The organism is Puniceicoccaceae bacterium, assembly GCA_040224245.1.
Taxonomy (GTDB): domain Bacteria; phylum Verrucomicrobiota; class Verrucomicrobiia; order Opitutales; family JAFGAQ01; genus JAKSBQ01.
The window spans coordinates 13566-34841 of the sequence record JBEGIR010000010.1; the positions used below are offsets into that span (position 1 = coordinate 13566).

Annotated in this window: 19 protein-coding genes; 15 read left to right on the forward strand and 4 right to left on the reverse strand. The window is 54.6% G+C overall.

Annotated elements, in window-relative coordinates; genetic code table 11:
- Position 1: 1 nt before the first annotated feature.
- From murF to ABQ298_01500, 12 genes are all read left to right on the forward strand, one after another.
- Positions 2 to 1420 (forward strand): UDP-N-acetylmuramoyl-tripeptide--D-alanyl-D-alanine ligase, encoded by a 1419-nt coding sequence (gene murF, locus ABQ298_01445; protein ID MEQ9823027.1) that lies wholly within the window; start codon positions 2 to 4, stop codon positions 1418 to 1420.
- Positions 1414 to 2508: a phospho-N-acetylmuramoyl-pentapeptide-transferase gene (gene mraY, locus ABQ298_01450; GenBank protein MEQ9823028.1), complete on the forward strand. Its 1095-nt coding sequence runs from the start codon at positions 1414 to 1416 to the stop codon at positions 2506 to 2508. The genes murF and mraY overlap by 7 nt, the downstream gene beginning before the upstream one ends.
- Before the next feature lie 13 nt (positions 2509 to 2521).
- On the forward strand, positions 2522 to 3826 hold the full coding sequence (gene murD, locus ABQ298_01455; protein MEQ9823029.1) for a UDP-N-acetylmuramoyl-L-alanine--D-glutamate ligase: 1305 nt from the start codon (positions 2522 to 2524) through the stop codon (positions 3824 to 3826).
- On the forward strand, positions 3823 to 5085 hold the full coding sequence (locus ABQ298_01460; protein ID MEQ9823030.1) for a LysM peptidoglycan-binding domain-containing protein: 1263 nt from the start codon (positions 3823 to 3825) through the stop codon (positions 5083 to 5085). The genes murD and ABQ298_01460 overlap by 4 nt, the downstream gene beginning before the upstream one ends.
- A gap of 86 nt (positions 5086 to 5171) precedes the next feature.
- On the forward strand, positions 5172 to 6293 hold the full coding sequence (locus tag ABQ298_01465; GenBank protein MEQ9823031.1) for a putative peptidoglycan glycosyltransferase FtsW: 1122 nt from the start codon (positions 5172 to 5174) through the stop codon (positions 6291 to 6293).
- Positions 6290 to 7381, forward strand: a complete 1092-nt coding sequence (locus tag ABQ298_01470) for a glycosyltransferase (protein MEQ9823032.1) — start codon at positions 6290 to 6292, stop codon at positions 7379 to 7381. The genes ABQ298_01465 and ABQ298_01470 overlap by 4 nt, the downstream gene beginning before the upstream one ends.
- A complete protein-coding gene (gene murB / locus ABQ298_01475; GenBank protein ID MEQ9823033.1) occupies positions 7351 to 9642 on the forward strand; it encodes a UDP-N-acetylmuramate dehydrogenase in 2292 nt (763 codons plus the stop codon). Before ABQ298_01470 ends, murB begins: the two co-directional genes overlap by 31 nt.
- Positions 9639 to 10637 (forward strand): D-alanine--D-alanine ligase, encoded by a 999-nt coding sequence (locus tag ABQ298_01480; protein MEQ9823034.1) that lies wholly within the window; start codon positions 9639 to 9641, stop codon positions 10635 to 10637. Before murB ends, ABQ298_01480 begins: the two co-directional genes overlap by 4 nt.
- Positions 10606 to 11505 (forward strand): FtsQ-type POTRA domain-containing protein, encoded by a 900-nt coding sequence (locus tag ABQ298_01485; protein MEQ9823035.1) that lies wholly within the window; start codon positions 10606 to 10608, stop codon positions 11503 to 11505. The genes ABQ298_01480 and ABQ298_01485 overlap by 32 nt, the downstream gene beginning before the upstream one ends.
- 115 nt (positions 11506 to 11620) lie before the next feature.
- Positions 11621 to 12826 (forward strand): cell division protein FtsA, encoded by a 1206-nt coding sequence (ftsA, locus tag ABQ298_01490; GenBank protein ID MEQ9823036.1) that lies wholly within the window; start codon positions 11621 to 11623, stop codon positions 12824 to 12826.
- A gap of 27 nt (positions 12827 to 12853) precedes the next feature.
- Positions 12854 to 14092: a hypothetical protein gene (locus ABQ298_01495; protein MEQ9823037.1), complete on the forward strand. Its 1239-nt coding sequence runs from the start codon at positions 12854 to 12856 to the stop codon at positions 14090 to 14092.
- 74 nt (positions 14093 to 14166) lie between these two features.
- The gene (locus ABQ298_01500) at positions 14167 to 14640 is read left to right on the forward strand and encodes a hypothetical protein (protein ID MEQ9823038.1); all 474 of its coding nucleotides are present in this window, start codon (positions 14167 to 14169) and stop codon (positions 14638 to 14640) included.
- A gap of 10 nt (positions 14641 to 14650) precedes the next feature.
- On the opposite strand, the gene ABQ298_01505 is transcribed toward ABQ298_01500, so the two are convergent.
- The 4 genes from ABQ298_01505 to ABQ298_01520 all read right to left on the reverse strand — a co-directional run bounded on the left by ABQ298_01505 (position 14651) and on the right by ABQ298_01520 (position 18649).
- Positions 14651 to 15553 carry a methyl-accepting chemotaxis protein gene (locus tag ABQ298_01505; GenBank protein MEQ9823039.1) on the reverse strand — a complete coding sequence of 301 codons (903 nt, stop codon included), beginning with the start codon at positions 15551 to 15553 and terminating at the stop codon, positions 14651 to 14653.
- A 77-nt stretch (positions 15554 to 15630) separates the two neighbouring features.
- Positions 15631 to 16209 (reverse strand): PAS domain-containing protein, encoded by a 579-nt coding sequence (locus ABQ298_01510; GenBank protein ID MEQ9823040.1) that lies wholly within the window; start codon positions 16207 to 16209, stop codon positions 15631 to 15633.
- 146 nt (positions 16210 to 16355) lie between these two features.
- Positions 16356 to 17684: an ABC transporter permease gene (locus ABQ298_01515; GenBank protein MEQ9823041.1), complete on the reverse strand. Its 1329-nt coding sequence runs from the start codon at positions 17682 to 17684 to the stop codon at positions 16356 to 16358.
- Between the two features lie 38 nt (positions 17685 to 17722).
- The gene (locus ABQ298_01520; protein MEQ9823042.1) at positions 17723 to 18649 is read right to left on the reverse strand and encodes an ATP-binding cassette domain-containing protein; all 927 of its coding nucleotides are present in this window, start codon (positions 18647 to 18649) and stop codon (positions 17723 to 17725) included.
- Positions 18650 to 18998: 349 nt separating this feature from the next.
- Here ABQ298_01520 and ABQ298_01525 point away from each other — a divergent pair, with 349 nt between their 5' ends.
- Genes ABQ298_01525 through ABQ298_01535 form a run of 3 tightly spaced genes read left to right on the forward strand, consistent with a single transcriptional unit; the run spans position 18999 to position 20842 of the window.
- Entirely contained in the window at positions 18999 to 19499 is a 501-nt protein-coding gene (locus ABQ298_01525) for a LysR family transcriptional regulator (protein MEQ9823043.1), read from the forward strand.
- Positions 19496 to 19906 carry a LysR family transcriptional regulator substrate-binding protein gene (locus ABQ298_01530; protein MEQ9823044.1) on the forward strand — a complete coding sequence of 137 codons (411 nt, stop codon included), beginning with the start codon at positions 19496 to 19498 and terminating at the stop codon, positions 19904 to 19906. Before ABQ298_01525 ends, ABQ298_01530 begins: the two co-directional genes overlap by 4 nt.
- A gap of 6 nt (positions 19907 to 19912) precedes the next feature.
- Complete coding sequence (locus tag ABQ298_01535) at positions 19913 to 20842, forward strand: ketopantoate reductase C-terminal domain-containing protein (GenBank protein MEQ9823045.1); 930 nt, start codon at positions 19913 to 19915, stop codon at positions 20840 to 20842.
- The last annotated feature ends 434 nt before the right edge of the window (positions 20843 to 21276 follow it).

Sequence of the window (21276 nt, forward strand, 5' to 3'; positions counted from 1 at the left end):
TATGGTTCACTTTCCCAAACACAAACTCGCAAAATGGACGCGTGGCGAATGGGTGAATCCACGTCAACACGCTGAAATTGCCGGATTTTCGATTGATTCCCGCAACATCGACCGCAAACAGATGTTCATCGCCTTGCGCTCGCAGTCGCGCGATGGCCATGCCTTTGTTCCCGATGCGGAGCGACGTGGTGCTTCTGCCGCCCTGACTGAAGAGGTGGTTAGCAACTCCCGCATTCCGCAGCTGAAGGTGAAGAAGGGTGTCAATGCGCTGCAGTCGATTGCGCATCATCACCGCAATGCCTTCAGCGGACCCGTGGTTGGCGTTACCGGAAGCTGCGGCAAGACATCCACGAAGGACCTGCTCAGCCATCTGCTCGGCGAAAACCGTGTGCTGAAAACTGCCGGCAACCTAAATAACTATCTTGGCGTTCCGCTCACACTGCTACGCCTGGATGATCAGCGTCATGACTTTGGTGTTATCGAAGCGGGCATCAATCGGAAAGACGAGATGGCCGATCTTGCGCGCATTATTGATGCAGACTACGGCATCGTGACCATGATTGGGCACGCTCACCTGGAACTGCTCGAAACCCTGGAAAATGTAGCTCGGGAAAAGGCGAGTCTGCTGCGGGTTGGCAAGGCAAAGCAGGGTCTGGTTTACCCGGCATCCTGTCTACGCTATCGTGCATTTCGCGACCTTTCCGAAGCACCCAATCTTGTGCTCACGCCGCTGGGACAGCAGCTTCCGGAACTGGACTGGATTCGCCCCGTTTCATACTGGTGTCTGCTCGACGACTGCAACCGCTGGAATCTCTACCTCTGCGGAAAAGACGGAATACAGCGACGCTTCATCATCCCGAGCATGAGCCCGGGCATGCGGCAGAACCTCGCGTTGGCGATTGTGACTGCCAGCGAATTGGGAGTCGCCGATCAGATCTTGCAGGAGCGTTTGCTGCGTTGGTATCCGTCTGACAATCGCGGACAGGTTTTGCGCTGTGGAAACACCTGGATCTACTCAGACTGCTACAATGCGAATCCCGACAGCATGCGGGACAGTCTTCTGGCATTTGAAAGCACCTTTGAGCACGGACTGCCGCGCCTCTTTGTGCTCGGCACCATGTATGAGCTGGGTGATGACGCTGCTAGCTTTCATCGCCAAGTCACTCAACGTCTCAAGGTCCGTGATCAAGACCAGTTCATTCTCGTTGGTGATCAGGCGGCTGCTTATGAAGAAGGACTCCAGGTGCACGGGCTGACGCCCGAACAGGTGCGTTGCGTCGCATCGGTAAGCGAAATTCCACAAGCGGTAAGCAGCTTTGAGGGAGTGGTCTTTTTGAAAGGAAGTCGGCTGAACCGCCTTGAAAACCTCATCCCGGCGGAAGCTGAAAAAATTGTGCTTGAAACTGGAAAACTATGTTAAATCCCATTGCAGAGATTTTTGCCACTAAGGCGCAGTTGATGGAGCTGGCGTGGGGCACACGCCTGGGCTTGGCCGGACTGACCTCACTCGTGCTGGTGTTTGTGCTGTTTCGCCCCTTTTACAGCATGATGACGCGCAAGCAGGTGCGCGAAGGAGGTCGCGACGCCAGTGAAGTTGGCAAACTGGCAGAGCTGCACGCGGCAAAGCGCAACACGGTGACGATGGGAGGATTGCTCATGCTCGCTGCCATCGTACCCACGACCCTGTTGTGGGCAGAATGGAACATCTACACCCTGTGTGCCCTTGGTGTGATGCTCGCATTTGGTGTGCTGGGATTTATCGACGATTTTTTGAAGATTAGTATGCGAAACAAGCGCGGTTTGGATGGAAAATTCAAATTGCTGGGGCAACTGGTGATCTCGGTCATCGCTTTGTGGGTCCTTCTAGAAGACCGGCAGAGTGCGAATCATATCCGCGAACTTTGGATTCCTATGACCGAGGTCGCCTTTATGCCTGTCATGCCTGTGTGGATGACATTGGGACTCTTGTTTCTGGTACTCGTGGCCACGAGTAACACCGTGAATCTGACAGACGGTGCTGACGGACTTGCCATTGGCTGCTCCATCAGCACATTGCTCGCCTTCGCAGTTGTTGCCTACCTTGCGGGGTCTCCGACACTGGCGGATGGATTCAACCTCAATGCCATTCCGGATGCTGCGGAACTGAGCATACTCTGTGTGGGAATGGTGGGCGCCGGATTTGCTTTTCTCTGGTTCAACGGGCACCCTGCAAAAGTCTTCATGGGGGATACAGGTTCCCTGAGTCTTGGAGGCACGATCGGCATCGTCGCATTCATGCTCAACCAGCCCTTCATCCTGTTGGTGATTGGCGGAATTTTTGTGATCGAAGGCTTGAGCGTGATTTTGCAGGTGGCGTCGTTCCAGCTGACCGGACGTCGGCTGTTCCACATCTCTCCGATTCACCACCATTTTGAAGTTGCGGGATGGCCCGAAACCCAGGTGGTGACACGCTTCTGGATCCTTTCGGTTGTCTTTGCACTGGTCGGCGTGTGGCTGGTGACCCTCTAAACATTTGATACGGATGAATGCACTTTGTGATCAACTCTTGAGTCAACCTGTTGGAATCTTCGGTGGTGGAGTTTCCGGACAGGCCGTGCGCAAATTCATCGGTATTCTTGGCGGAACCGCTACGCTCTTTGATGAAACCCACGGGCGCGGAGATCAGACCCAATTTTTGGAGTTGGATGCGAAACAACACCCACTCATCATCAACAGTCCGGGCTTTCCCCCGCACCATCCCTGGTTCGCCCAGGCGCGCAGTGCGGGATGCGAAGTCATCGGTGAAATTGAGTTTGCCGCACAGTTTTGGAACGGCCCCATCTTTTTTGTAACAGGGACCAATGGGAAATCCACGATCACGCAATTGCTGACAGCAGTGCTCATCGAAGCAGGTTACGACGCCTTTTCCTTTGGCAATATTGGAATCCCGTTTTCCGAGCACTACCGCTTTCACCCGCGTGAAAATGCAATTGCGGTGGTTGAAATCAGCTCCTTCCAGGCGTGGAACCTGCGTTCGGTCAAGGTGGATGGAATTTTGTGGACCAACTTTGCCGAAGACCACCTCGATTGGCACTGCTCCATGGAACAGTATTTCCGGGCAAAATGGAATGCACTGCGCAGTGTGGAGCAGGGTCCTGTGGTGCTGGGCAAAGATGTGCTCGATCACGCTAAATCATGGAATTTGGACCTGCCTTCGGTCGCCGAAATTGTGAATGCCGATCATTTTGAAACAAATCCATCGCAACCGATCAGTGCAATCAACCAGCTCAATGTTTGTTTTGTGAAGGCCTTTGTCAGAGGGCTGGGAATCGATACGGCACTTGTCGACAGGGTGGTGCAGACTTTTGCATTTCTACCTCATCGCCTGGAGTGCATTGGAGAAACGGAAGGCATCCACTTCTGGAACGATTCCAAGGCGACGAATTTCCATGCCGTTGAGGCCGCGCTCGAAAGTTTCTATCAACCCATCGTCTGGTTGGGAGGAGGTCTTGACAAGGGGGGTGATGTGGAAGCCTTCGCACAGCGCATCGCATCCAAGCTGCGTATCGCCATCACATTCGGGCAAATTGGTCCACGTCTCGCGGATGCCCTGCTTGAAGCGGGTGTGCTCACCTTTGCTGTCAAAACCATGCGGGATGCCGTTCAGGTGCTTCGCTCGGAATGTCACCCCGGAGATGAGGTCGTGCTCTCTCCCGGCTTTGCAAGTTTTGATCAGTTCACCGGTTACGCGGATCGCGGACGCCGCTTTCGGCAACTTGTGACCGAAACGTTTTTCAACCCAAGCCTTCAACCCATCGAATTAAACCACCCAACACACCAATCATGAAAGAAAACAAAATCATCAAAGTCTTCAGTCTGGTCGTTGTCGTGCACATGGCACTGGTTGCCATGCTTGTGCTGCAGCCAGGATGCAATACTGTTTCGGGCAGTGGAAAAACTGCCAAGGCAACTCCGGTCGGCAATCCGTATGATTCCGGCTTGTGGGATAGTGGTCCGGTTCAGGAATCGCGTTCCACTGCGGTTGCATCGCGCCAGCCAGCCTCCAGTCGTGTGCTTGCATCGAGCGCGGCAAAGCAAACCCGTTCGCCGGTTCGTGAGGAAATTGTGGATCTGAGCGGCGTTCCGGAGTTTGAAACTGCGTCCGTTTATTCGGAGCACAACCAGCACTACAGCTACACCGTGAAAGCAGGGGACAGTGTTTGGAAGATTGCGAATTCGAATGGTGTTTCGATGCGCAAGCTGATGGAAATGAATAATTTGAAAGAAAACTCCCGCATCCATCCAGGGCAGACGCTCATGATTCCGGGCGTTCCGGAAGCATCGGTTGCACTCGCACAACTGGAAGTGCCGAGCGTGAAGCAACCTGCAAAGACGACTCCGTCACCTGCAGTTGCCTCCAACGAAACTCGTGTGGACGTTGCAAACACGCGGATTCCGGAACTGAAAGCCCCTGCGAAATCCGAACCTGTGCGCGAAACTGTGCTGGCATCCGTGAGTGCAAAACCCTCGAGCGCAGACATTCCGATGGAGGACAGTGAAGGAATTTATGAAGTGCAGCCAGGCGACTCCCTCTACCTCATTGCCATGCACAACAACACGTCCGTTGAAAAAATCCGTGAACTCAATGGCATGGAGAAAAACTTGATCAAACCAGGACAGAAGTTGCGAATCCCAGGCAAGTATCAGGGAGCACCCGTAGTCGCATCTGCTCCGGAAACAGTAAGTTCCTTTGAAGTCGCCTTCAACGATGTGCCAGTTGAGCGTGGCAGCTCGGATCACATGACTCATGAGGTGGCTCCGGGAGAATACCCGGGACTCATCGCTCGGAAATACAACATGAGCCTGACCGATCTGCTGGAGCTCAACAACATCCAGAACCCGCGCATGCTGCGGGTGGGAACGAAGCTCAAGGTGATCAATCCCGAAGCCATGATGCAGCGCACGGAAGTTGCCGCAGAAGCAACTCAGGGACGTGAAAGTTCTGTCGCCTCAACTTCCGAAAAGACTACCTCAGAGGATGCGGAAGCATCGTCAGTCTCCACCATCAATTTTGATGACTTTCCCGTCATTCGGGTGGGGTCCTGAGTGAAGGAACGTGCGCATTCCGTCCGTCAGGGCAGATCCTTGGATCTGTCAGACGGCTACCGGAGTGTCTGTGTGCTTGGATCTGAATGGAAAGTCGAACTTTAAGGTATATTCCGGCCGTTGCCTGTGTATCGAGCGCTATCCTATTGGCCGGGTTTGGGTTGGTGTGTCTGTATAGCGCTTTGCGGGGATCCCTTGTGGTCCCCGTAGACATTTTAAATAAACAAATCCTGCTTCTGGGACTGTCGCTCGTTGTGGCGGCAGTCATCAGTTTGCAGGGGGAACGAAATTTGCGAGTCGGCGCCTATGGTGCCATGATTCTGGGAATGCTCGCATTGCTACTGGTGCTCATCCCCGGAATTGGGGTGACTGTCAATGGATCGCGCCGCTGGTTGAATCTAGGAATATCAAATGTTCAGGCCTCTGAGCTGGCGAAGGTGTGTTTTGTATTGGGGATGGCCCATTACCTCAGCACGCATCAACGCGTGAAATCCCACTGGTTTTGGGGATTTCTGCTGCCGATGGCATTGATCGGCAGTTTTGTAGTGGCGATTCTTCGGGAGCCAGACTACGGGACCGCTGCGCTTTTTGCCGCCGTTGGGGTTACCCTGCTGTTCCTCTGGGGAGCACGTCTGGATCTATTGCTGACCAGTGTGCTTGGGGGAATCACCGTGTTTGGATTTCTCATCTATCAGGATCCGGTTCGCTGGCGCCGCATCACCTCATTTCTGGACGTTGAGGGCAACAAGCAGGATGGAGCCTATCAGCTCTATCAGGGCATGCTCGCATTTGGTTCAGGTGGGATCACTGGTGTTGGGATCGGCAATGGACGACAACAACTTGCCTATTTGCCAGAGGCCCACACTGACTTCATCATGGCCGTGATTGGAGAGGAGTTGGGATTGCTCGCGACCCTTTCGATTGTCATGCTGTTTGCAGTCCTGTTTGCCGCATTGCTGCGCATCGCACAGCGCACGGCAGACATGTTTTGGTTTCTGATGGTTGTGGGCTGTGGAAGTTTTATCATTTATCAGTGCCTCTTCAATGTTGGCGTTGTCACGGGACTGCTGCCGACCAAAGGCATTTCCCTTCCCTTTATCAGCTACGGCGGGGCAAACCTACTGGGGTCGTTTATGATGTTGGGGCTGATTGTAGCGGCATGGCGTCACGGAGAACGCCAGAAACTGCCGAGCATCCGTGAGCTATGAAAAGACTACTGTTCGCATCGGGCGGATCGGGTGGACATTTGGCCCCTGCGATCGCGCTGGCGCAGCGCTGCGGACAGGAAACTGGTGTGGAAAGCTGGATCGGCACCACACGAAAGCAGGTGGACTTGCGCATGCAGCGCTCCTACCCAACTCTACGCTTCGTGTGCTTCGATGCCAAGCCGCTGACGGGAAATCCGCTGCAGCGAATACGCGCAGCGATGGTGACGCTTTGGGGAACTTTCAGAGCATTTCACTTCCTTTACCATCAACGCTGTGAAGCGGTCATTGCGACCGGAGGCTTTGGGTGTGTGCCAGTGCTGATTGCGGCACTGTGCACGGGGAGACCCTATTTTCTGCACGAATCCAATGCCGTGCCGGGAAAAGTAACGCGACTCTTCCACTGCTTCTCGAAGCGCACCTTTGTGACACAGCTGATGGCGGAAAGAGGACAGGTGGCGCGTGGGAGCACCCGCATTACCGGGTTTCCTATTCGACAGGATCTCAGGTTTTTGAACAAAAGCGATGCCAAGCATCAGTGGGGGTTTGACGCCGACCAGCCACTGGTGGGCATCCTGGGAGGGAGCCAAGGTGCCCGCGCGCTGACCCAAGCTGCACAGGAGTGGGTGAAACAGGGCTTGCCCGATGGCATTCAGCTGATCTGCATCGTGGGTCCGCAAGCTGAAACACAGGAATACAATTGTGGCGATGCAGGGAACCAGCGGGTGCAGTGGGTTCCCTTTGTGGAAGACATGGGTTGTTTTTTGAGCGCGGTAGACCTGCTGATCGCGCGATCAGGAGCGGGAAGCATTGCGGAAATTGCGCAGGCCGGGTGTGCGACTTTGCTTGTGCCGCTGCCCGGAGCTGCGGACGATCATCAGCGTGCGAATGCCAGAGCGTTTGCAGACGGCGGATGCGCAAAAATCCTGGAACAGCATGCACTCTCCAACCTGCCTCAAAGGGTACTTGCGTTGCTGAACGATAACGAAAGCCTTGAAGGGATGCAGAAAGCCATGCAGGAGTGGAGTGCCAGGGATCGCATTGATGCGATGTTGATGGAATGGAAGTGGAACGCAGAGAGGGAAATTTGATGCCGGAATCCAGAGCAATTTTGCTGATCGGATGCTGCGGGATGGGTGTGGGTCCGCTTGGGATTTTCCTGGCAGGCATGGGACACCGGGTCTACGGCTACGACGACTATCCGATCAGCTCGGTGATGGACCGACTCGAGGCTGCAGGGATCCGCAAACTGGATCACCTGCATGGCACGACTGTGTTTGATGAGGTGATCTTGACGCGCGCCGTGCAGTATGCACCGGAACGACTGGAACAACTGCGGAAGCGTTTTTCCGGTGCGAAGATTTACTTTCGCGGAGATTACCTGGCGGATCTGGCCAAATCCATCCACACTGTGGTGGTTGCAGGAACCCATGGGAAAACATCAACCACGGCACACCTGATCGCATTGCTGCAGCATTCCCATTTTCCCTGCAGCTACATCCTGGGGGGATTTTTTGCCAACGATGTATTGCCCGCAGCCCGTTTTCGTGAGGATGCGAAGTGTCTGGTGGTGGAGCTGGATGAGAGCGATGGCACCATGGATGCCGTCGATCCCTGGGCAACAGTGCTGACCAATGTCGAGCTGGATCACGTGGATCATTACGCTTCGGAATCGATGCTCAAGCAAGCGTTCCTTTCCCTGCTGGCACGCACACGTAAGGCCAGTTTTGTCTCACACCGGGCATGCCAGACTCTCGATTTGCAGGATGGCTCCCTTTCCAGCCAGCTGCAGGTGCAGCCCGCGCTGGAAGAGGCTCCGTTGTTTTCAGAAAATGTGCAACTTGCCGAAGCGGTAGCGCGGTGGTTGGGAATGCCGGAAGCGGGAAACCGTCGCAGCCTGGGCTGTGCTGTTGAACGCCGACAGGAGATGAAGCAACTCGGCGATGGCACTTGGATCGTTACCGACTATGCGCACCATCCTGGTGAATTGGAAGCCTTGCGCCAGTGGTGTGAAACCCGTTTCCCGCAGGCCCGCTTCCACTGGGTTTTTCAACCGCATCGCTATTCTCGTACAGCCGCGTTGAAATCCGCATTTGTGGACACGCTTTTACCGCTTGATCCCATCGTGCTTCCCGCATACGCGGCGTTCGAGTCGCGCATTCCGGGTGGAAGTGCGAGCGACCTGCATGCTGCGCTATTGGCAAAGGGTGCCCGTTCGTCGCATCCGAGAACTCCGGAGCAATGCCTGCAGGAGCTGTGTCAGCGCCGCAAGAAAACTGCCCGGATGCCAGGGCAGCCCGAAGTCATGCTCTTCGTCGGGGCGGGTGACATTCCCCTTTGGCGTGATTGGTATGTGAAGGGAGTGGAGTTTCCGAACCTCAGCGTTGACCAGAGATGGCTGAAGTTTTTTGAGAAACGACCTGGCATGCAAGGGAGCCGTGCTACACTTGCAGAACCCCTGCGTCGCAAAACGACGCTCAACGTCGGCGGGGCCGCGCGATGCTACATGGAGCCGGCATCTGTCGAGAGCCTGCAACTGGCGGTGAAGCTGGCTACGCTGCAGGGGTTGCCCGTGCGCATCTTGGGCAAAGGTTCCAATCTCTTGATTCCGGATGAAGGCATTGATGCGCTGGTGCTGCGCTTGAGCCAGCCCTGCTGGTGTGATTGGGAGCAACTGAGCGAGGGGCAATTTCGAGTGGGTGCGGGCTTGGCCTGCAAACGCATGAGTCGCCTTGCACTCGAAGCGGGCATTGATGGGTTTAACTTTCTCGACGGCATTCCGGGCAGCCTGGGCGGGGCACTTTGGATGAATGCGGGTGCGATGGGACGAGAAATGGCCGACGTTGTGGTGGAAGTGGAGTGCATGGATCTGCATGGACGACGCTTGCGAATCTGCCGGTCTGAACTCGACTTCTCGTATCGGAGCTGCGCAAACGTGAAAGACCTGATCGTGATGCACCTGATCGTGCAGGGGACGAGGGCAGATGCGACGGTGCTGGAGAACGATCTCAAACGCTTGCGCCAACAGCGCCAGCGCAGCCAGCCGAGCGAACCCAGTGCAGGCTGCATGTTTAAGAATCCATCGGGCGACTCTGCAGGACGCCTGATTGATGCCGCCGGACTCAAAGGCTTTCGCATTGGCGGTGCAAGCATTTCCCGGAAACATGCCAACTTCCTGATCACGGACCGTGCGATGCATGCGAACGACGTGCAGGCGCTGATCGATCACGCAAAAAATGAGGTCATCCGGCAATTTGGAGTCGAGCTTGAGCAGGAAATCCAGTGTTTTAATAGGATTACCAGCTCAAACCCTGTCCGTGAAAACGGAAAACTGACCCCGACCCTGCCATGAACTTCCCCACATCAGACTCACCCCGCATCGCTGTATTGTATGGCGGTGTCGGATCGGAACGCTCTGTTTCACTCATCTCCGGGAAGGCGGTGCTGGATGCGATGGGTGAAGGGTTTCCCTATGAAGTTGTAGGCATGGAGGTGTTGCATGCTGCGCTGCCCGATGGATTGGATCCCCGGCGTGATGTGGTGTTGCTTGTGCTTCACGGAGAATTTGGTGAGGATGGGCAGGTGCAGCAGCTGCTTGAAGCAGCAGGTGTGCACTATGCCGGTTGCAATGCGCGCAGCAGTGCGCTGTGCATGGACAAGGCCGCCACCAAGCAGTGTTTGCAGGATGCTGGAGTTCCGGTTGTTGATGGTTGTGTGCTGCACTCCGGAACCTCATACACTGCGGATGTGGATCAATGGATCGCACAGTATGGCACAGAACTGATTGTTAAACCCCTTGCCATGGGTAGCAGTGTGGGCTTGTGCGAAATCAGCGGAGTCGAAGCACTTCGCAACTGGTTGGAACAGCCGGAATGCAGTCAGCATTCCTGGGTGCTCGAGCGACGGATTCGGGGCAGGGAGTTTTCGGTTGCGGTGCTCAACGGTCATGCGATGGGAATTGTGGAGATTGCTGTCCCGGAAGGAAGGATCTATGATTTTGAGCAGAAATACCATCGTGCGGATACTCAGTATGTTTGCCCGGCCGATTTGAATGGTGCCCACACCCATCAGCTGAGACGCCTGGCGGAGCAGGCATTTGGGGCTTGCGGTTGCCGCGACTATGCGAGGGTAGATTTTTTGTATGAAACCCAGACAGACCAGTTTTATGCGCTGGAAATGAATACACTGCCAGGCATGACGCCGAGCAGTTTGATGCCGAAAAGTGCCAGCGCATTGGGATATTCCTTCAACGTGCTATTGCGTCAGATGATTGCTCCGGCAGTGGTACGCTTTCGGGAGCAGAAACCTGTGGGCCATGTTACGGAAAAACCGGAAATCCGCACCTGAGCGAACAAACCGCTGGAGCAAGGATTCGCAGCAACTCAAACCTGTCGTGCTTTCTGCGGATGGGCGAAAGCGGTTTTGGCTGACTCTGCTGCGACGCAGTTCGGTGGTGTGGGTCGCTGTGCTTGTGGCTGCACTCCTGGCAGTGGGTTTGCAGATGTGGCAGTCGTGGCGCAAGATACCAGGATTGGGGGAGAAAGTGGATTGGCCGGTGTTGGTGATTTCGGGGAACTCGAGTTTGCCGGATTCCAAGATTCAAGCCATGGTGCAACCTCTGCTGACTCCAAGGTTGGCGGCTGTGAATGCCTTTCGCGTCAAGGCAGCACTGGAACGCAACGGACAGGTGAAGCGCGCCGAGGTTGAAAAGGACTTCCCGAACCAGCTCAACATTCACATCACCGAGCGACTTCCGATCCTGATGCTCGCGGCGATGGATGAGGAAAACCAGCTGAGTTTCTGGGCTATTGACGAGAGTGGGGTTGTGTTTCGCCCCTTTGATCTCGAGCGCATGAAGGCACTGGAGCTTCCGTTTGTGGAAGGGCTGGACCTCGTCCGCATTGAGGATGGAGTTACAATCGTACCCGGGATTTCCAGGGTTCACTACCTCCTGCAGTTGCTGGAGCGCGACGCCTATGAAGTCTACGAGGACATTCGCTCCGTTTCGATGCTGAACTACAATGAGGGGGAACCCGAACTGGGGGCGGTCATTGTGCTGAAGGGGCGCAAGCTGAGGCAAATTGTATTTGGTGTGGAGAATTTTGAATACCAGGTGGTCAAACTGCTCGGGGTGTTGTCTGTGGCCGGACGAGTTCGGCTGAGCGAAAAAAATGTGATTGATCTTTCCTATTCTGGTGATGCGATTGTGCGGTAGCCCATTGGATTTTGCCCCCTGCAAGCCGCGACTGGGCCTCACTGGCCCAACGCTTCCTTCTTGTGTTGGGACCGTTGCTTTGTTTGAAACTAGGTTCTCCTGAAAACTGAACGGAATGGCATCCCCGCAGATCATTGGCGCATTAGAAATCGGAACGTCCAAAGTGGCCGTCCTTGTGGCCGAGGTTCTGGATCCGTTTCGACTGAACATCATCGGACGTTCGGTAGTGGAAACGACGGGGGTGAAAAAGGGGCGCATCATTGACCTCAAGCGAACGAATGCCTGTGTGCACCATGCGATCACTTCTGCGGAAAAAAATGCGGGGGTGAATCTGAAATCGGTTTACATGGCACTGACAGGATCCCACATCATCGGGGAAAAACAGGTGGGCAAGGCGCAGGTTAGCCATATGGCAAAAATTGTGACCGAGTTTGACGTCAATCGCGCCCAACAGGAAGCCAAGCGGCGGGAACTGCCACCGGGACGGGTGTATGTGCAGTTCATGCGCAATCCGTTTGAGGTGGATGGCATGCGTGTGGACGAACCCTACTCGGTCAAGGGCAATGAGTTGACCGCAAACTACTGGGCGGTGCATGCGGACGAAGCTCTGTTGAAGCATCAAATTCAGATTGTGAACAGCTTCATGGTCAAGGTGGAGGAAATGTTTCTGGGCAGCCTGGCCTCGGGTCGTGTGGTCGCAGGTGATGATGAGAAAGAGAGTGGGGTGCTCGTGCTCGACATCGGAGCCGGAACCACGGACTACGCACTTTACTCGGATGGGTATGTACTTCGCACGGGGGTGATCGATGTGGGCGGGGATCACATTACCAATGACATCAGTCTCGCGATGCGCATCCCGTGGGAAAATGCAGAACAGCTCAAGATCGAACAGGGCAAAGCCATTGTGCGGGAGGACGAGGAGGATGAAATGGTCTGGATGCGCGGAGACCTGAGCATCGGGGATCGCAAGCTGTCGCGACGCACCTTGCACCGCATCATTCATGCTCGCACTGATGAGCTATTGCAGATTGTGAAACATGACATCAGCCCGGCGCTGGAGTCCTACAAAGTCAAACCATCGGTGGTTCTGACCGGAGGCAGCTCACGCTTGACCGGACTCGAGACGCTCGCCAGCCAGGTGTTCAAAATGCCGGTCCGCCTCGGTCGCAATCCGGATTGGGTGATCAGCGAGTTGCAGCGACCGGAACTCAGCGCGGTGATCGGATTGCTGCAGTTTGCATTTTCCGACGTGAGTGGTGACTTGCCTGAACAACCGCGCCAGCGCAGCTTTTTCAGCCGATTTTCGGGCTTGATGAAATAGGGTAGGGAACGGCATTCTGAGGACAGCATGGCAGTGACACTCACACCCGTCGAGGGATTCAAACTTGGCATCATCGGACTCGGAAACGAAGGGTGTCGCTTGGTTGCCGCCTTGAATCTGGACCCCAAATGGGAGGTTGCTGTTGCCCTGTGGGACAGCTGTGCAGCATCGTTGGAGCGCATCCAGGCTGACGATTCATTAAAGCGCAATATGGGTATTTCCATTGCCCATGGTCTTGGCTGTGTCGGGCAATATGAACTCGGTCGCAGCATCTATCTGGATGAGCAGGACACATGTCGATCCTGGTTGCAGGATAAGGATCTTGTGTTGGTTGCCGGTGCGCTCGGTGGCGGATTTTCCGGTGGATTTTTACCCGAGCTTGCTCGATTGGCCCAACAGGCAAACACGCCGATGCTTGCCTATGGATTGTTGCCCTTTTCGTTTGAAGGTCGTCGGCGGGTGGATGGTGCGCGGCAGGTGCTGGCGCAATTGCGTGAACTGTGCATGGCAGCGGTTGGGTTGGAAGGTGATGATTTTTTGGGGGAGATGCAGAGTGACGGACTTGCACACCCGGTGCTCGCCTGCATGTTTGTAGAGGCGAAAGTCGCGCTCGAATCCATGGCTGCAATGCTTTGCGAAGAGGGACTCTATGCGTTTGACCTGAGCACACTGCAATCCGCATTTGATCTCGATGTTGCCAAATCGATTCTGTTCAGCGCGCAATGCGAGGATGAAGTCGAGGGAGTGGACTCGGCACTGGAAACCTTGCTGGAGCGTCTGGAACAGAAGCTTCCGGGCAAGGAGATGAAGGTGGATCGATTGCTGGTACATGTGACGGGAGGGGATCGCCTCGCAGCCCGGGCAGTGAATCAGATCAATCGTGTGCTGACAGAGCGCTTTGAACAGGCGGGTAAGACGTTTTTTGGTGCTTGTGTGAGGGAAGGGATGGCGGGGCTTCGCATCGTGCTTTACCTCTCTGTTCACCTGGGCAAGCAGTTTGAATGGACCCAACTGGCCAGAACAGAGGAGACGGAGACTCAGGCAGTACACCGGCAGAGCCGGAAATCGAAATCCCGAAAATCCAAGAGCGGGTCAGTGGGGAGCCGTAGCAGTGACAACGCGGAACCTGTTCCGCAGGTCATGTTTGACTCGATTTTGAATGAGAGCAATCGCGGGTATTTTGACGATACTCCGGCAAACAGCTGGAACGGGATTGATCTGGATGTTCCAACCTACATTCGCCGGGGCATTCGTGTGAAGGTTTAGTACTCCGTGCGAAGCATGCGATTGGGTTGTTTCTGGTATTGAGGTTTTTACAAGACTTCCTTTATTATCAATTCATGCTCAGAATCCTGTTTGCAGTTATCACCATTGTAGTAGCGTCCTCTCCCTGGGTGTATTTGCTGTTGTTTGGAGGATTGGCCGGGGCCAACAGCGAACAGGAGCAGGAGATGGAACAGCTTCGGCAGGATCTGATTGTTTCACGCCAGGAAGCCCAGACCCATGATGCTGAGATCGCCGGTCTGGAGGAGGATCTCGTTTCCACCCGTTCGAAGTTGCAGTTCCTGGAAGAGGGCATCGCCAAGGCTGAAGCAGCACGTGATGCAGCCATCAAGGATCGTGAACTCCTGAACGAACAGCTTCGGGAACTTCGTGGCGAACTGGCCGATGTGGAGAATCGCCTGCTCGAGGAAACCAATCGTGCAAACACGCTCGAAACACTGAACGAAGACATCGCCGCGCGGCTGGACAGTTCGATTCAGGAGGTGCGGCGCCTGCAGACGATCATCCGCACGCTGAGCAACAACAGCTGACCCTGCCGCTTCAACGGCGAATGCGCAGGTCTTGGATTTTTTCCGTTACGGTCTCCATGTTGCGGGCAACCTCACTCACGTGAAAGCTGACCTCTTCGGTCGCAGCTACCTGGTGCGTCAGCGAGTTTCGAATCAAATGCGAGGAAGATTCGATGGACTTGATGCTTGTCTCGATCTGAACGAAGGAACCGCTGGTGCGTTCGGATATCTGGTGAATCCGGGTGACGTGGGTTTTGATCTGGTCAGTCGCATTGGACGTGCTTTTGGCCAGATCCTTGACCTCATTGGCGACGACTGAGAAGCGCGTGCCCTTGCCGCCTGCACGGGATGCTTCAATCATGGCATTGAGTGCGAGCAGGTGGGTTTGTTGGGCGATGTTCTCAATCATGTTAACGGTCGCCTGAATATCGCGCAATGCGTCACTCATGTCGTCGACGCGATCACTGAGTTCGGTGGCTTGCGTTGAGGTCTGTTGACTGCTTTCCACCGTGCTGTGGGCATGGCGTGTGATTTCCTGATTGGTCGCGCTGAGTTCTTCGCAGGCTGCGGCAATGGTATTGACTGCGGCGCTGTTTTCCTCCGCCAGTGCGGCAATTTCGCAGAAGCGCAGGAAACTCTCGCGCATGCGCGCTCCACCCTGATTGATGATGCTTGCGCTGGTCCCGAAGACTCCGGGCATGCCCTGAGGCAGCAGGGGGCGGTGAAATTTATCCTGCGAGCAGTGTTCAATGGCAGCACCTGATTCTCGTGTGAATGCATCGACCAAATCCAACGTTCCGTTGATGGCATCGGCCAGGGGTTTGAGGGGATGATCGCCATCCATGCCCATAATTCGGGCGTTGATGTCGCCTTTCAGCATGCGCTTGCAGACGCCTTCGATGTTTTGAAGAGAGGCCCGGTCGATGCAGATCATGTTGGAATCCCGAGCGGGAGTGGGAGCGGAAGCGGTTGATGTTTCAACACTTTTGCGTGGTTTTAAGAGGGATGCGATCATGACAGGCTGTGTTTGCGTGGGTGAAGCGTTGAGTCGAGAGTGGTTTTTGCAGAGAGATTGAAAACAAATTCATCGTAGCTCTGGCCGTTGCGCTCGAGCTCCTGTTGCAGGAGTCGGGTGGACGCTGCCATCGCGTCAACAGCCCGGGCATGTTGTTGTTCTTCGTGCAGCATCTGCTGGTAAAGGCGTGTGACCTTTGCGATGGCATCCCGGTAGGCAAAGCGTCGGTTGGAGTGGTAGCCATTGAGTTTGCCATCCATTCCGAAGCTTGGCGTGATGTGGGCAAACACCCAGTATTCGTCGCCGTGTTTGGCGCGGTTGAGCACATAGGCGAAAATTTCCCGACGGTTCTGAATGGTATCCCAAAGCAGCTTGAAGACCGCCCGCGGCATGGCGGGATGCCGCAGGATGTTGTGCGGCTGCCCGATCAATTCGGACTCGGTGTAGCTTGAAACGCGCTGAAAGACCGTGTTGGCGTAGGTGATCACGCCGCTTAACTCGGTTTTGGAGACGAGAATTTCTTCTTCTCCAAAGCTGATCTCACGGCCTGTGAGAGGAGAATGGTGTCGACTCATAGATGGGAATGATCAGGGAAATCCTGTATCTGGATTTTCGACCAAATCCCTTGTAAATGAAGTGTGAAAGGAAAAAAACGTTTCCCAAAGATGATGGTTTTGAGGAGTAGTCGAAGCTGCGCCTTTGCGTAGCAGTTATACGGGAATTACCCGCGAATCGACCAGCGGATCAACGTGGCAAAGCTGGGGGTTTTGCCTTTGAGCAGGATGGCGATGCGGAAGATTCGGCTTCCTACCCAGATGCACAGGAGTGTGAACAGGAAGAGTCCCGCCAGCCCGACGAGCGGTTGCCAGAACGGAACACCCCCGGGGACGGCTTGTCGCAGCATCATCACCAGTGGAGTGAAGGGGGGAATCAAGGAAAGTGTGGTGGCGAAGGTGCTGAGCGGTTCCTTGATCACGGGCATCATCACAAACATCGGGACCATGATCGGGAGCATGGCGGGCAGGGTGAGGTTTTGGCTCTCCTTCATGTCCGTGCAGGCTGAGCCGATCGCGGCCATGATGGATCCCATCATGAGAATCGCAAGCACCAGATAGATGAGAAACCACAGCAGCAGGTGCAGGGGGACAAATCCCATCAGCCCCATGTTGGCAAGCATGATCAGGGCGCCGGAAATGTAGAACGCAGATGCCGTGAAGGAGATTCCCACTCCGCCCAGTACCTTGCCAAACATAAACTCAAAGGGAGTGATGGAGCTGAGCAGGGTTTCCGCAATGTGCTGATTCTTTTCTTCCATCACCGAGTTGAGCAGCGGCATGGAACCCATCATGATCAGCATGAACAGAAAAATCATCATGGCGGCTGGAGTGGCAAATGTGGCGAGTTCGTTGGCCTTGCGCGCATCCTGGATGGCACCGCTTTCATCGGCTTGCACGAGTTCCATTCCCTGCACGGCGTGCCACTTGAACAGCGATTCCGCGAGCGCGGGGTCGATGCCCAGTCGTGTCAGGTGCAGGTGTCGGATGCGCTCGTTGAGCGCACCGCGCAGCCAGCTGCGCATGTCGTCGAGCGCGGGATTTTTGGAATAAAAGGCAGCACCTGCTCTGAGGTCGTCGGTGGATTCGGCAGCGGGTTCTGTGTCGAGGATTTCGGGTCCAATTTCGAGAAAACCGTAGATTTCCCCCGCACGAACTGCATCGGAGAGCTGCAGGCGCAGTTCGTCCGGTGCAGTGAGTCCGGGTTCCACAAGACTCAGCAGGTAGGCTGGACGGATCTTTTTGTCGTTGCGGTCAAACACATCGTTCTGGTTGCGCTCCTGAGCGGTTGCGATGAGGCTATCTCCAATCTGGTTCGTATAGTCCACCACGCGCACTTCGCGGTCGGTGGTATCCACTTTGTCGTGCAGTAGACCCATGGCGATGATGCTGCCGCCCATAAAGAGAGGTGCGACGATCAGGCCGATGATGAAGGCTTTGGAGCGAACAGTGGCAATGTATTCGCGTTTGGCGACGAGTAAAAGGTTGCGGATCATGGTGCGTGTCTGAGTTGGATGCTGTGAAGGAGTGTGGGTCAGGCGGTAGCCGCAGCGCTGGATTCTGTGGCGCGTGGACCGGCGATGCGAACAAAGATGTCGTGCAGGGAAGGCTGTACGACCTCAAAACGCTGCACATGGATGCCGGGTTGATCAAGCAGCTGGCGAAGGATGCGCTGTGGATCAGCGGATGCACCCAGGCGCAGTTCCTGTTCCTGTCCAAAATCGGTGACATGGCTGACTCCTTCCAGTGAGTCGAGCGCGGATGGTGTGCCGTTGAGCCGAACTCTCAGCGTATCAGAGCCATATTGGTTCTGAATGCCCTGCAGCGTACCATCGAGCACTTTTTTGCCTTCAAAGATCATGAAGATGCGGTCGCACATGCGCTCGGCCGTATTCATGTCGTGCGTGCTAAAGACAATCGTGCTGCCAGCCCGCTGCAGCTCGATCAGGGTGCTGCGCATGGTTTCGGTATTCACGGGATCGAGACCCGAAAAAGGTTCGTCGAGGATGAGCAGTTCAGGCTCGGCAATGATGGTACTGATGAACTGGACCTTTTGGCTCATGCCCTTGCTGAGGGATTCCACCTTTTTGTGATAAGTATCGCCGAGTTCAAAGCGTTCAAGCCAGTCCTTGACTCTGGAGGTCGGTATCGTGCGACCCTTGATGTCTCCAAAATAGCGGATCATTTCCCCGACTTTCATCTTTTTGTAGATGCCGCGTTCCTCTGGCAGATAGCCAATGCGGCTGCGATGGGATTTCCGGTAGCTCTCGCCAAAAATCGAAATCGACCCACTGTCGGGATAGATGATGTTGAGCATCATGCGAAGGGTCGTGGTCTTTCCGGAGCCGTTGGGTCCGATGAAACCATAGATACTGCCATTGGGAATGGAGAGCGAGAGGCGGTCCACGGCGAGCTTGCCCGTGAAGGTTTTGGTGATGTTGTTGAGTTCGATGCAGTTCATGAGAGGGTAGGGAGTGAGTGCGGTGTTTTACACAACCAACCGCTGAGTGTGCAAAACATTCGAAGAAATGCACGCTCATGGCAATGCATTCCTGTCGAGTCGGTTAAGCCCCGTCACTCCTGCCCTGCTTGGGTTCTTGTGTTGCGGGATCCATTGCGTGGCGTTCAGATTTTCCGAAGGTACATTCAGAAAACGATTATGGATTCGGATTGAGATTGCGGGTATCATTTGCGTCCATGCAAAACATGATCCGAAACATGCTTCAGAAACTACCCGACATCTACCTGTTTGGAAACCGGGAACTTCCTGAAGCGAAAAAACTCTTCATCAACGGTAAAATCATTGTCCTGTGAGCGTTGAAATCTATCAGCTCCGCACTTTTTGCGCAGTGGCAGAAGAGGAAAACCTGACGCGCGCAGCCCAGAAGCTGTTTTTGAGTGCTCCTTCTGCAAGTGCTCACATCAAATCGCTGGAAGAGGTGTTGGGAGTGAAGCTCTTTACGCGAAATGCCAAGGGCATGTTTCTGACGGAATATGGGCATGCTTTCTGGCAAGAGGCCGAGCACATTCTCAATCAAGTTGATCGTCTCAAAGATAAACTCATTGCTGTTTCGGGTGAGATCGCCGGAACTGTGAGACTGGCGATCAACAATCCTCCCGAAATCATCAAGTTTGATGAGTTGTTGAAAGCACTGGTTTCTCGCTACCCGAAGTTGATGATTGAAACGACCTTCAGTCATTCGAGTGACAACCTGCAGCGCTTGGTCGCAGGAAAGCTGGATTTTTGCTACTTTGAAGGGCTTTTGAAAATGCTGATTTTGAGATCATTGCGTTCGAGCGTCGGCCATTGATTCTGGTTGCTCCCAAATCCTGGCAGGTCGAGTGGGCAACCCTTTCCACCTCCGATCTGCAGCACTACCCATGGGTTTTCATGAGCGAGGGTTGTTCGTGTTATGTTGCATCGCAAAAGTGGGCGCATGCGAATCGGATCGAACTGAAGGCGCAGATCCGGGAATGCCCGAACGACCTGACCACATTGAGTTATGTTGCGAGCGGAATCGGACTCAGCGTGATCGCGCAGCATGCCCTGGAGATCAGTCCCTACCGGGAATCTGTGGAAATTCTACCTCATTTTTCAGAGTCCGTTCAGCTGTCTGTTGCCTATCACAGGGATGGTTCCCCTTTGATGGATGCGGTCGTGGAAAACATCCGGCAGATTTGGGGAAAGGGACCCCATGCTGTCGTCTATGCACAGTGAAAGAGCATGAAAACGATTTATATCTTTGGCGGGGGTGCAGTCGGTGCCCCGTTGGCCTGTTTTCTCAAGTCGGAAAACAGGCCGGTCTGCCTGGTGAGAACCCGTGTCGGCAGCGTCTGTTCGGCGACAACGACGATCCGCATGCAGACTCGTGAGAAAACGTTTCAACGTTCAGTTCCGAGTGTCACGCTGGACGAGCTGGATTCGGTAAATGGGATCATTGTGATCACCAGCAAGACCTACGCAAACGCATCCTTTGCGAGCCGACTGAAGGGCAAGTATACTGGTGGTCCCATCATTCTCGCGCAAAATGGGTTGAATGTTGAACGGGAATTTCAGCGTTTGGGATATCCAACTCTGGGAAGAGCAGTGCTCTACCTGACCAGTGAAGCTGCGGGCGAGTCCAGGCAAGCATCGTTTGTTTTCCGTCCCATTGCTGCTTCGATGATCGGTCCGGTGTGTGGAAATCCCGACGAAATTGAAGCCGCTGCGAAGCTTTTGCACACCACCCATTTTCCGTTTGAGTATCGCGATGACATTGAGCTTCCGGTGTTGAAGAAGGCGATTATCAATGTGATCTACAATTCGATCTGTCCCCTGCTCGAGGTGGACAATGGAATCTTCCACCGGGAACCCTCTCTGGCATCCCTTGTGGATGCATTGATCGAGGAATGCCTGCAGGTGACGCAGGCCCGCCACCTTACGATTTCGCGGGAAAGCATCCGGGAGCAGGTGGCCCTGATCAGTCAAAAATCGAAACAGCTCATTTCGACGCTTCAGGATATTCAAAACGCTCGGGACACCGAAATGGAATACCTCAATCTTGAGTTCCTTCGCATCGCCCATTCGCTGAACCTTGAAGGCCAAATGCCACTTGTCAGCGCACTCGGACAATTGATCGTGGCAAAGTCCAAACTTGCTCAGTCCCAGTCCTGAATTTTGAGATGCATAGCGGAACGATGTTCCATCCCCAGCAGTGCGTCAGCCTTCACCATCAGGTATTTCTAATTCGGCATCGCAGCTCCGCTGCCCAGTGCCACAATTCAGATGAAAATTTTAACCACAAAAGGCACAAAACACACAAATCCCAAAGGGTTTCGCCAGTTGATCGTGCTTACCACAGATCCAGTGGGCTGACCATCCCATGCCCGGCTTGCGCATGACATGAGAACTCATACCCTTTATGGTTTAAACAACTGAATCTTTAACATCGGCTGGCGAATGCCAGCCTATAAGGCCTATGGGCCACATAACGCTATTACACAGCGACAAAAGGGCTTTGTGTCCCCGACTTGTCGGGGTTTTTGCAGCTCCGATGGATCGGAGCGTTTTGAGTTCGGCATCTGCCGAACGGTGTGTTGTGAAATCCT

What these genes read in the sequence shown, in the direction of transcription:
- murF (MEQ9823027.1), top strand. Translation starts at nt 2, where the DNA reads ATGGTTCACTTTCCCAAACACAAACTCGCAAAATGGACGCGTGGCGAA.
- mraY (MEQ9823028.1), top strand. Translation starts at nt 1,414, where the DNA reads ATGTTAAATCCCATTGCAGAGATTTTTGCCACTAAGGCGCAGTTGATG.
- murD (MEQ9823029.1), top strand. Translation starts at nt 2,522, where the DNA reads ATGAATGCACTTTGTGATCAACTCTTGAGTCAACCTGTTGGAATCTTC.
- ABQ298_01460 (MEQ9823030.1), top strand. Translation starts at nt 3,823, where the DNA reads ATGAAAGAAAACAAAATCATCAAAGTCTTCAGTCTGGTCGTTGTCGTG.
- ABQ298_01465 (MEQ9823031.1), top strand. Translation starts at nt 5,172, where the DNA reads ATGGAAAGTCGAACTTTAAGGTATATTCCGGCCGTTGCCTGTGTATCG.
- ABQ298_01470 (MEQ9823032.1), top strand. Translation starts at nt 6,290, where the DNA reads ATGAAAAGACTACTGTTCGCATCGGGCGGATCGGGTGGACATTTGGCC.
- murB (MEQ9823033.1), top strand. Translation starts at nt 7,351, where the DNA reads ATGGAAGTGGAACGCAGAGAGGGAAATTTGATGCCGGAATCCAGAGCA.
- ABQ298_01480 (MEQ9823034.1), top strand. Translation starts at nt 9,639, where the DNA reads ATGAACTTCCCCACATCAGACTCACCCCGCATCGCTGTATTGTATGGC.
- ABQ298_01485 (MEQ9823035.1), top strand. Translation starts at nt 10,606, where the DNA reads ATGTTACGGAAAAACCGGAAATCCGCACCTGAGCGAACAAACCGCTGG.
- ftsA (MEQ9823036.1), top strand. Translation starts at nt 11,621, where the DNA reads ATGGCATCCCCGCAGATCATTGGCGCATTAGAAATCGGAACGTCCAAA.
- ABQ298_01495 (MEQ9823037.1), top strand. Translation starts at nt 12,854, where the DNA reads ATGGCAGTGACACTCACACCCGTCGAGGGATTCAAACTTGGCATCATC.
- ABQ298_01500 (MEQ9823038.1), top strand. Translation starts at nt 14,167, where the DNA reads ATGCTCAGAATCCTGTTTGCAGTTATCACCATTGTAGTAGCGTCCTCT.
- ABQ298_01505 (MEQ9823039.1), bottom strand. Translation starts at nt 15,553, where the DNA reads ATGATCTGCATCGACCGGGCCTCTCTTCAAAACATCGAAGGCGTCTGC.
- ABQ298_01510 (MEQ9823040.1), bottom strand. Translation starts at nt 16,209, where the DNA reads ATGAGTCGACACCATTCTCCTCTCACAGGCCGTGAGATCAGCTTTGGA.
- ABQ298_01515 (MEQ9823041.1), bottom strand. Translation starts at nt 17,684, where the DNA reads ATGATCCGCAACCTTTTACTCGTCGCCAAACGCGAATACATTGCCACT.
- ABQ298_01520 (MEQ9823042.1), bottom strand. Translation starts at nt 18,649, where the DNA reads ATGAACTGCATCGAACTCAACAACATCACCAAAACCTTCACGGGCAAG.
- ABQ298_01535 (MEQ9823045.1), top strand. Translation starts at nt 19,913, where the DNA reads ATGAAAACGATTTATATCTTTGGCGGGGGTGCAGTCGGTGCCCCGTTG.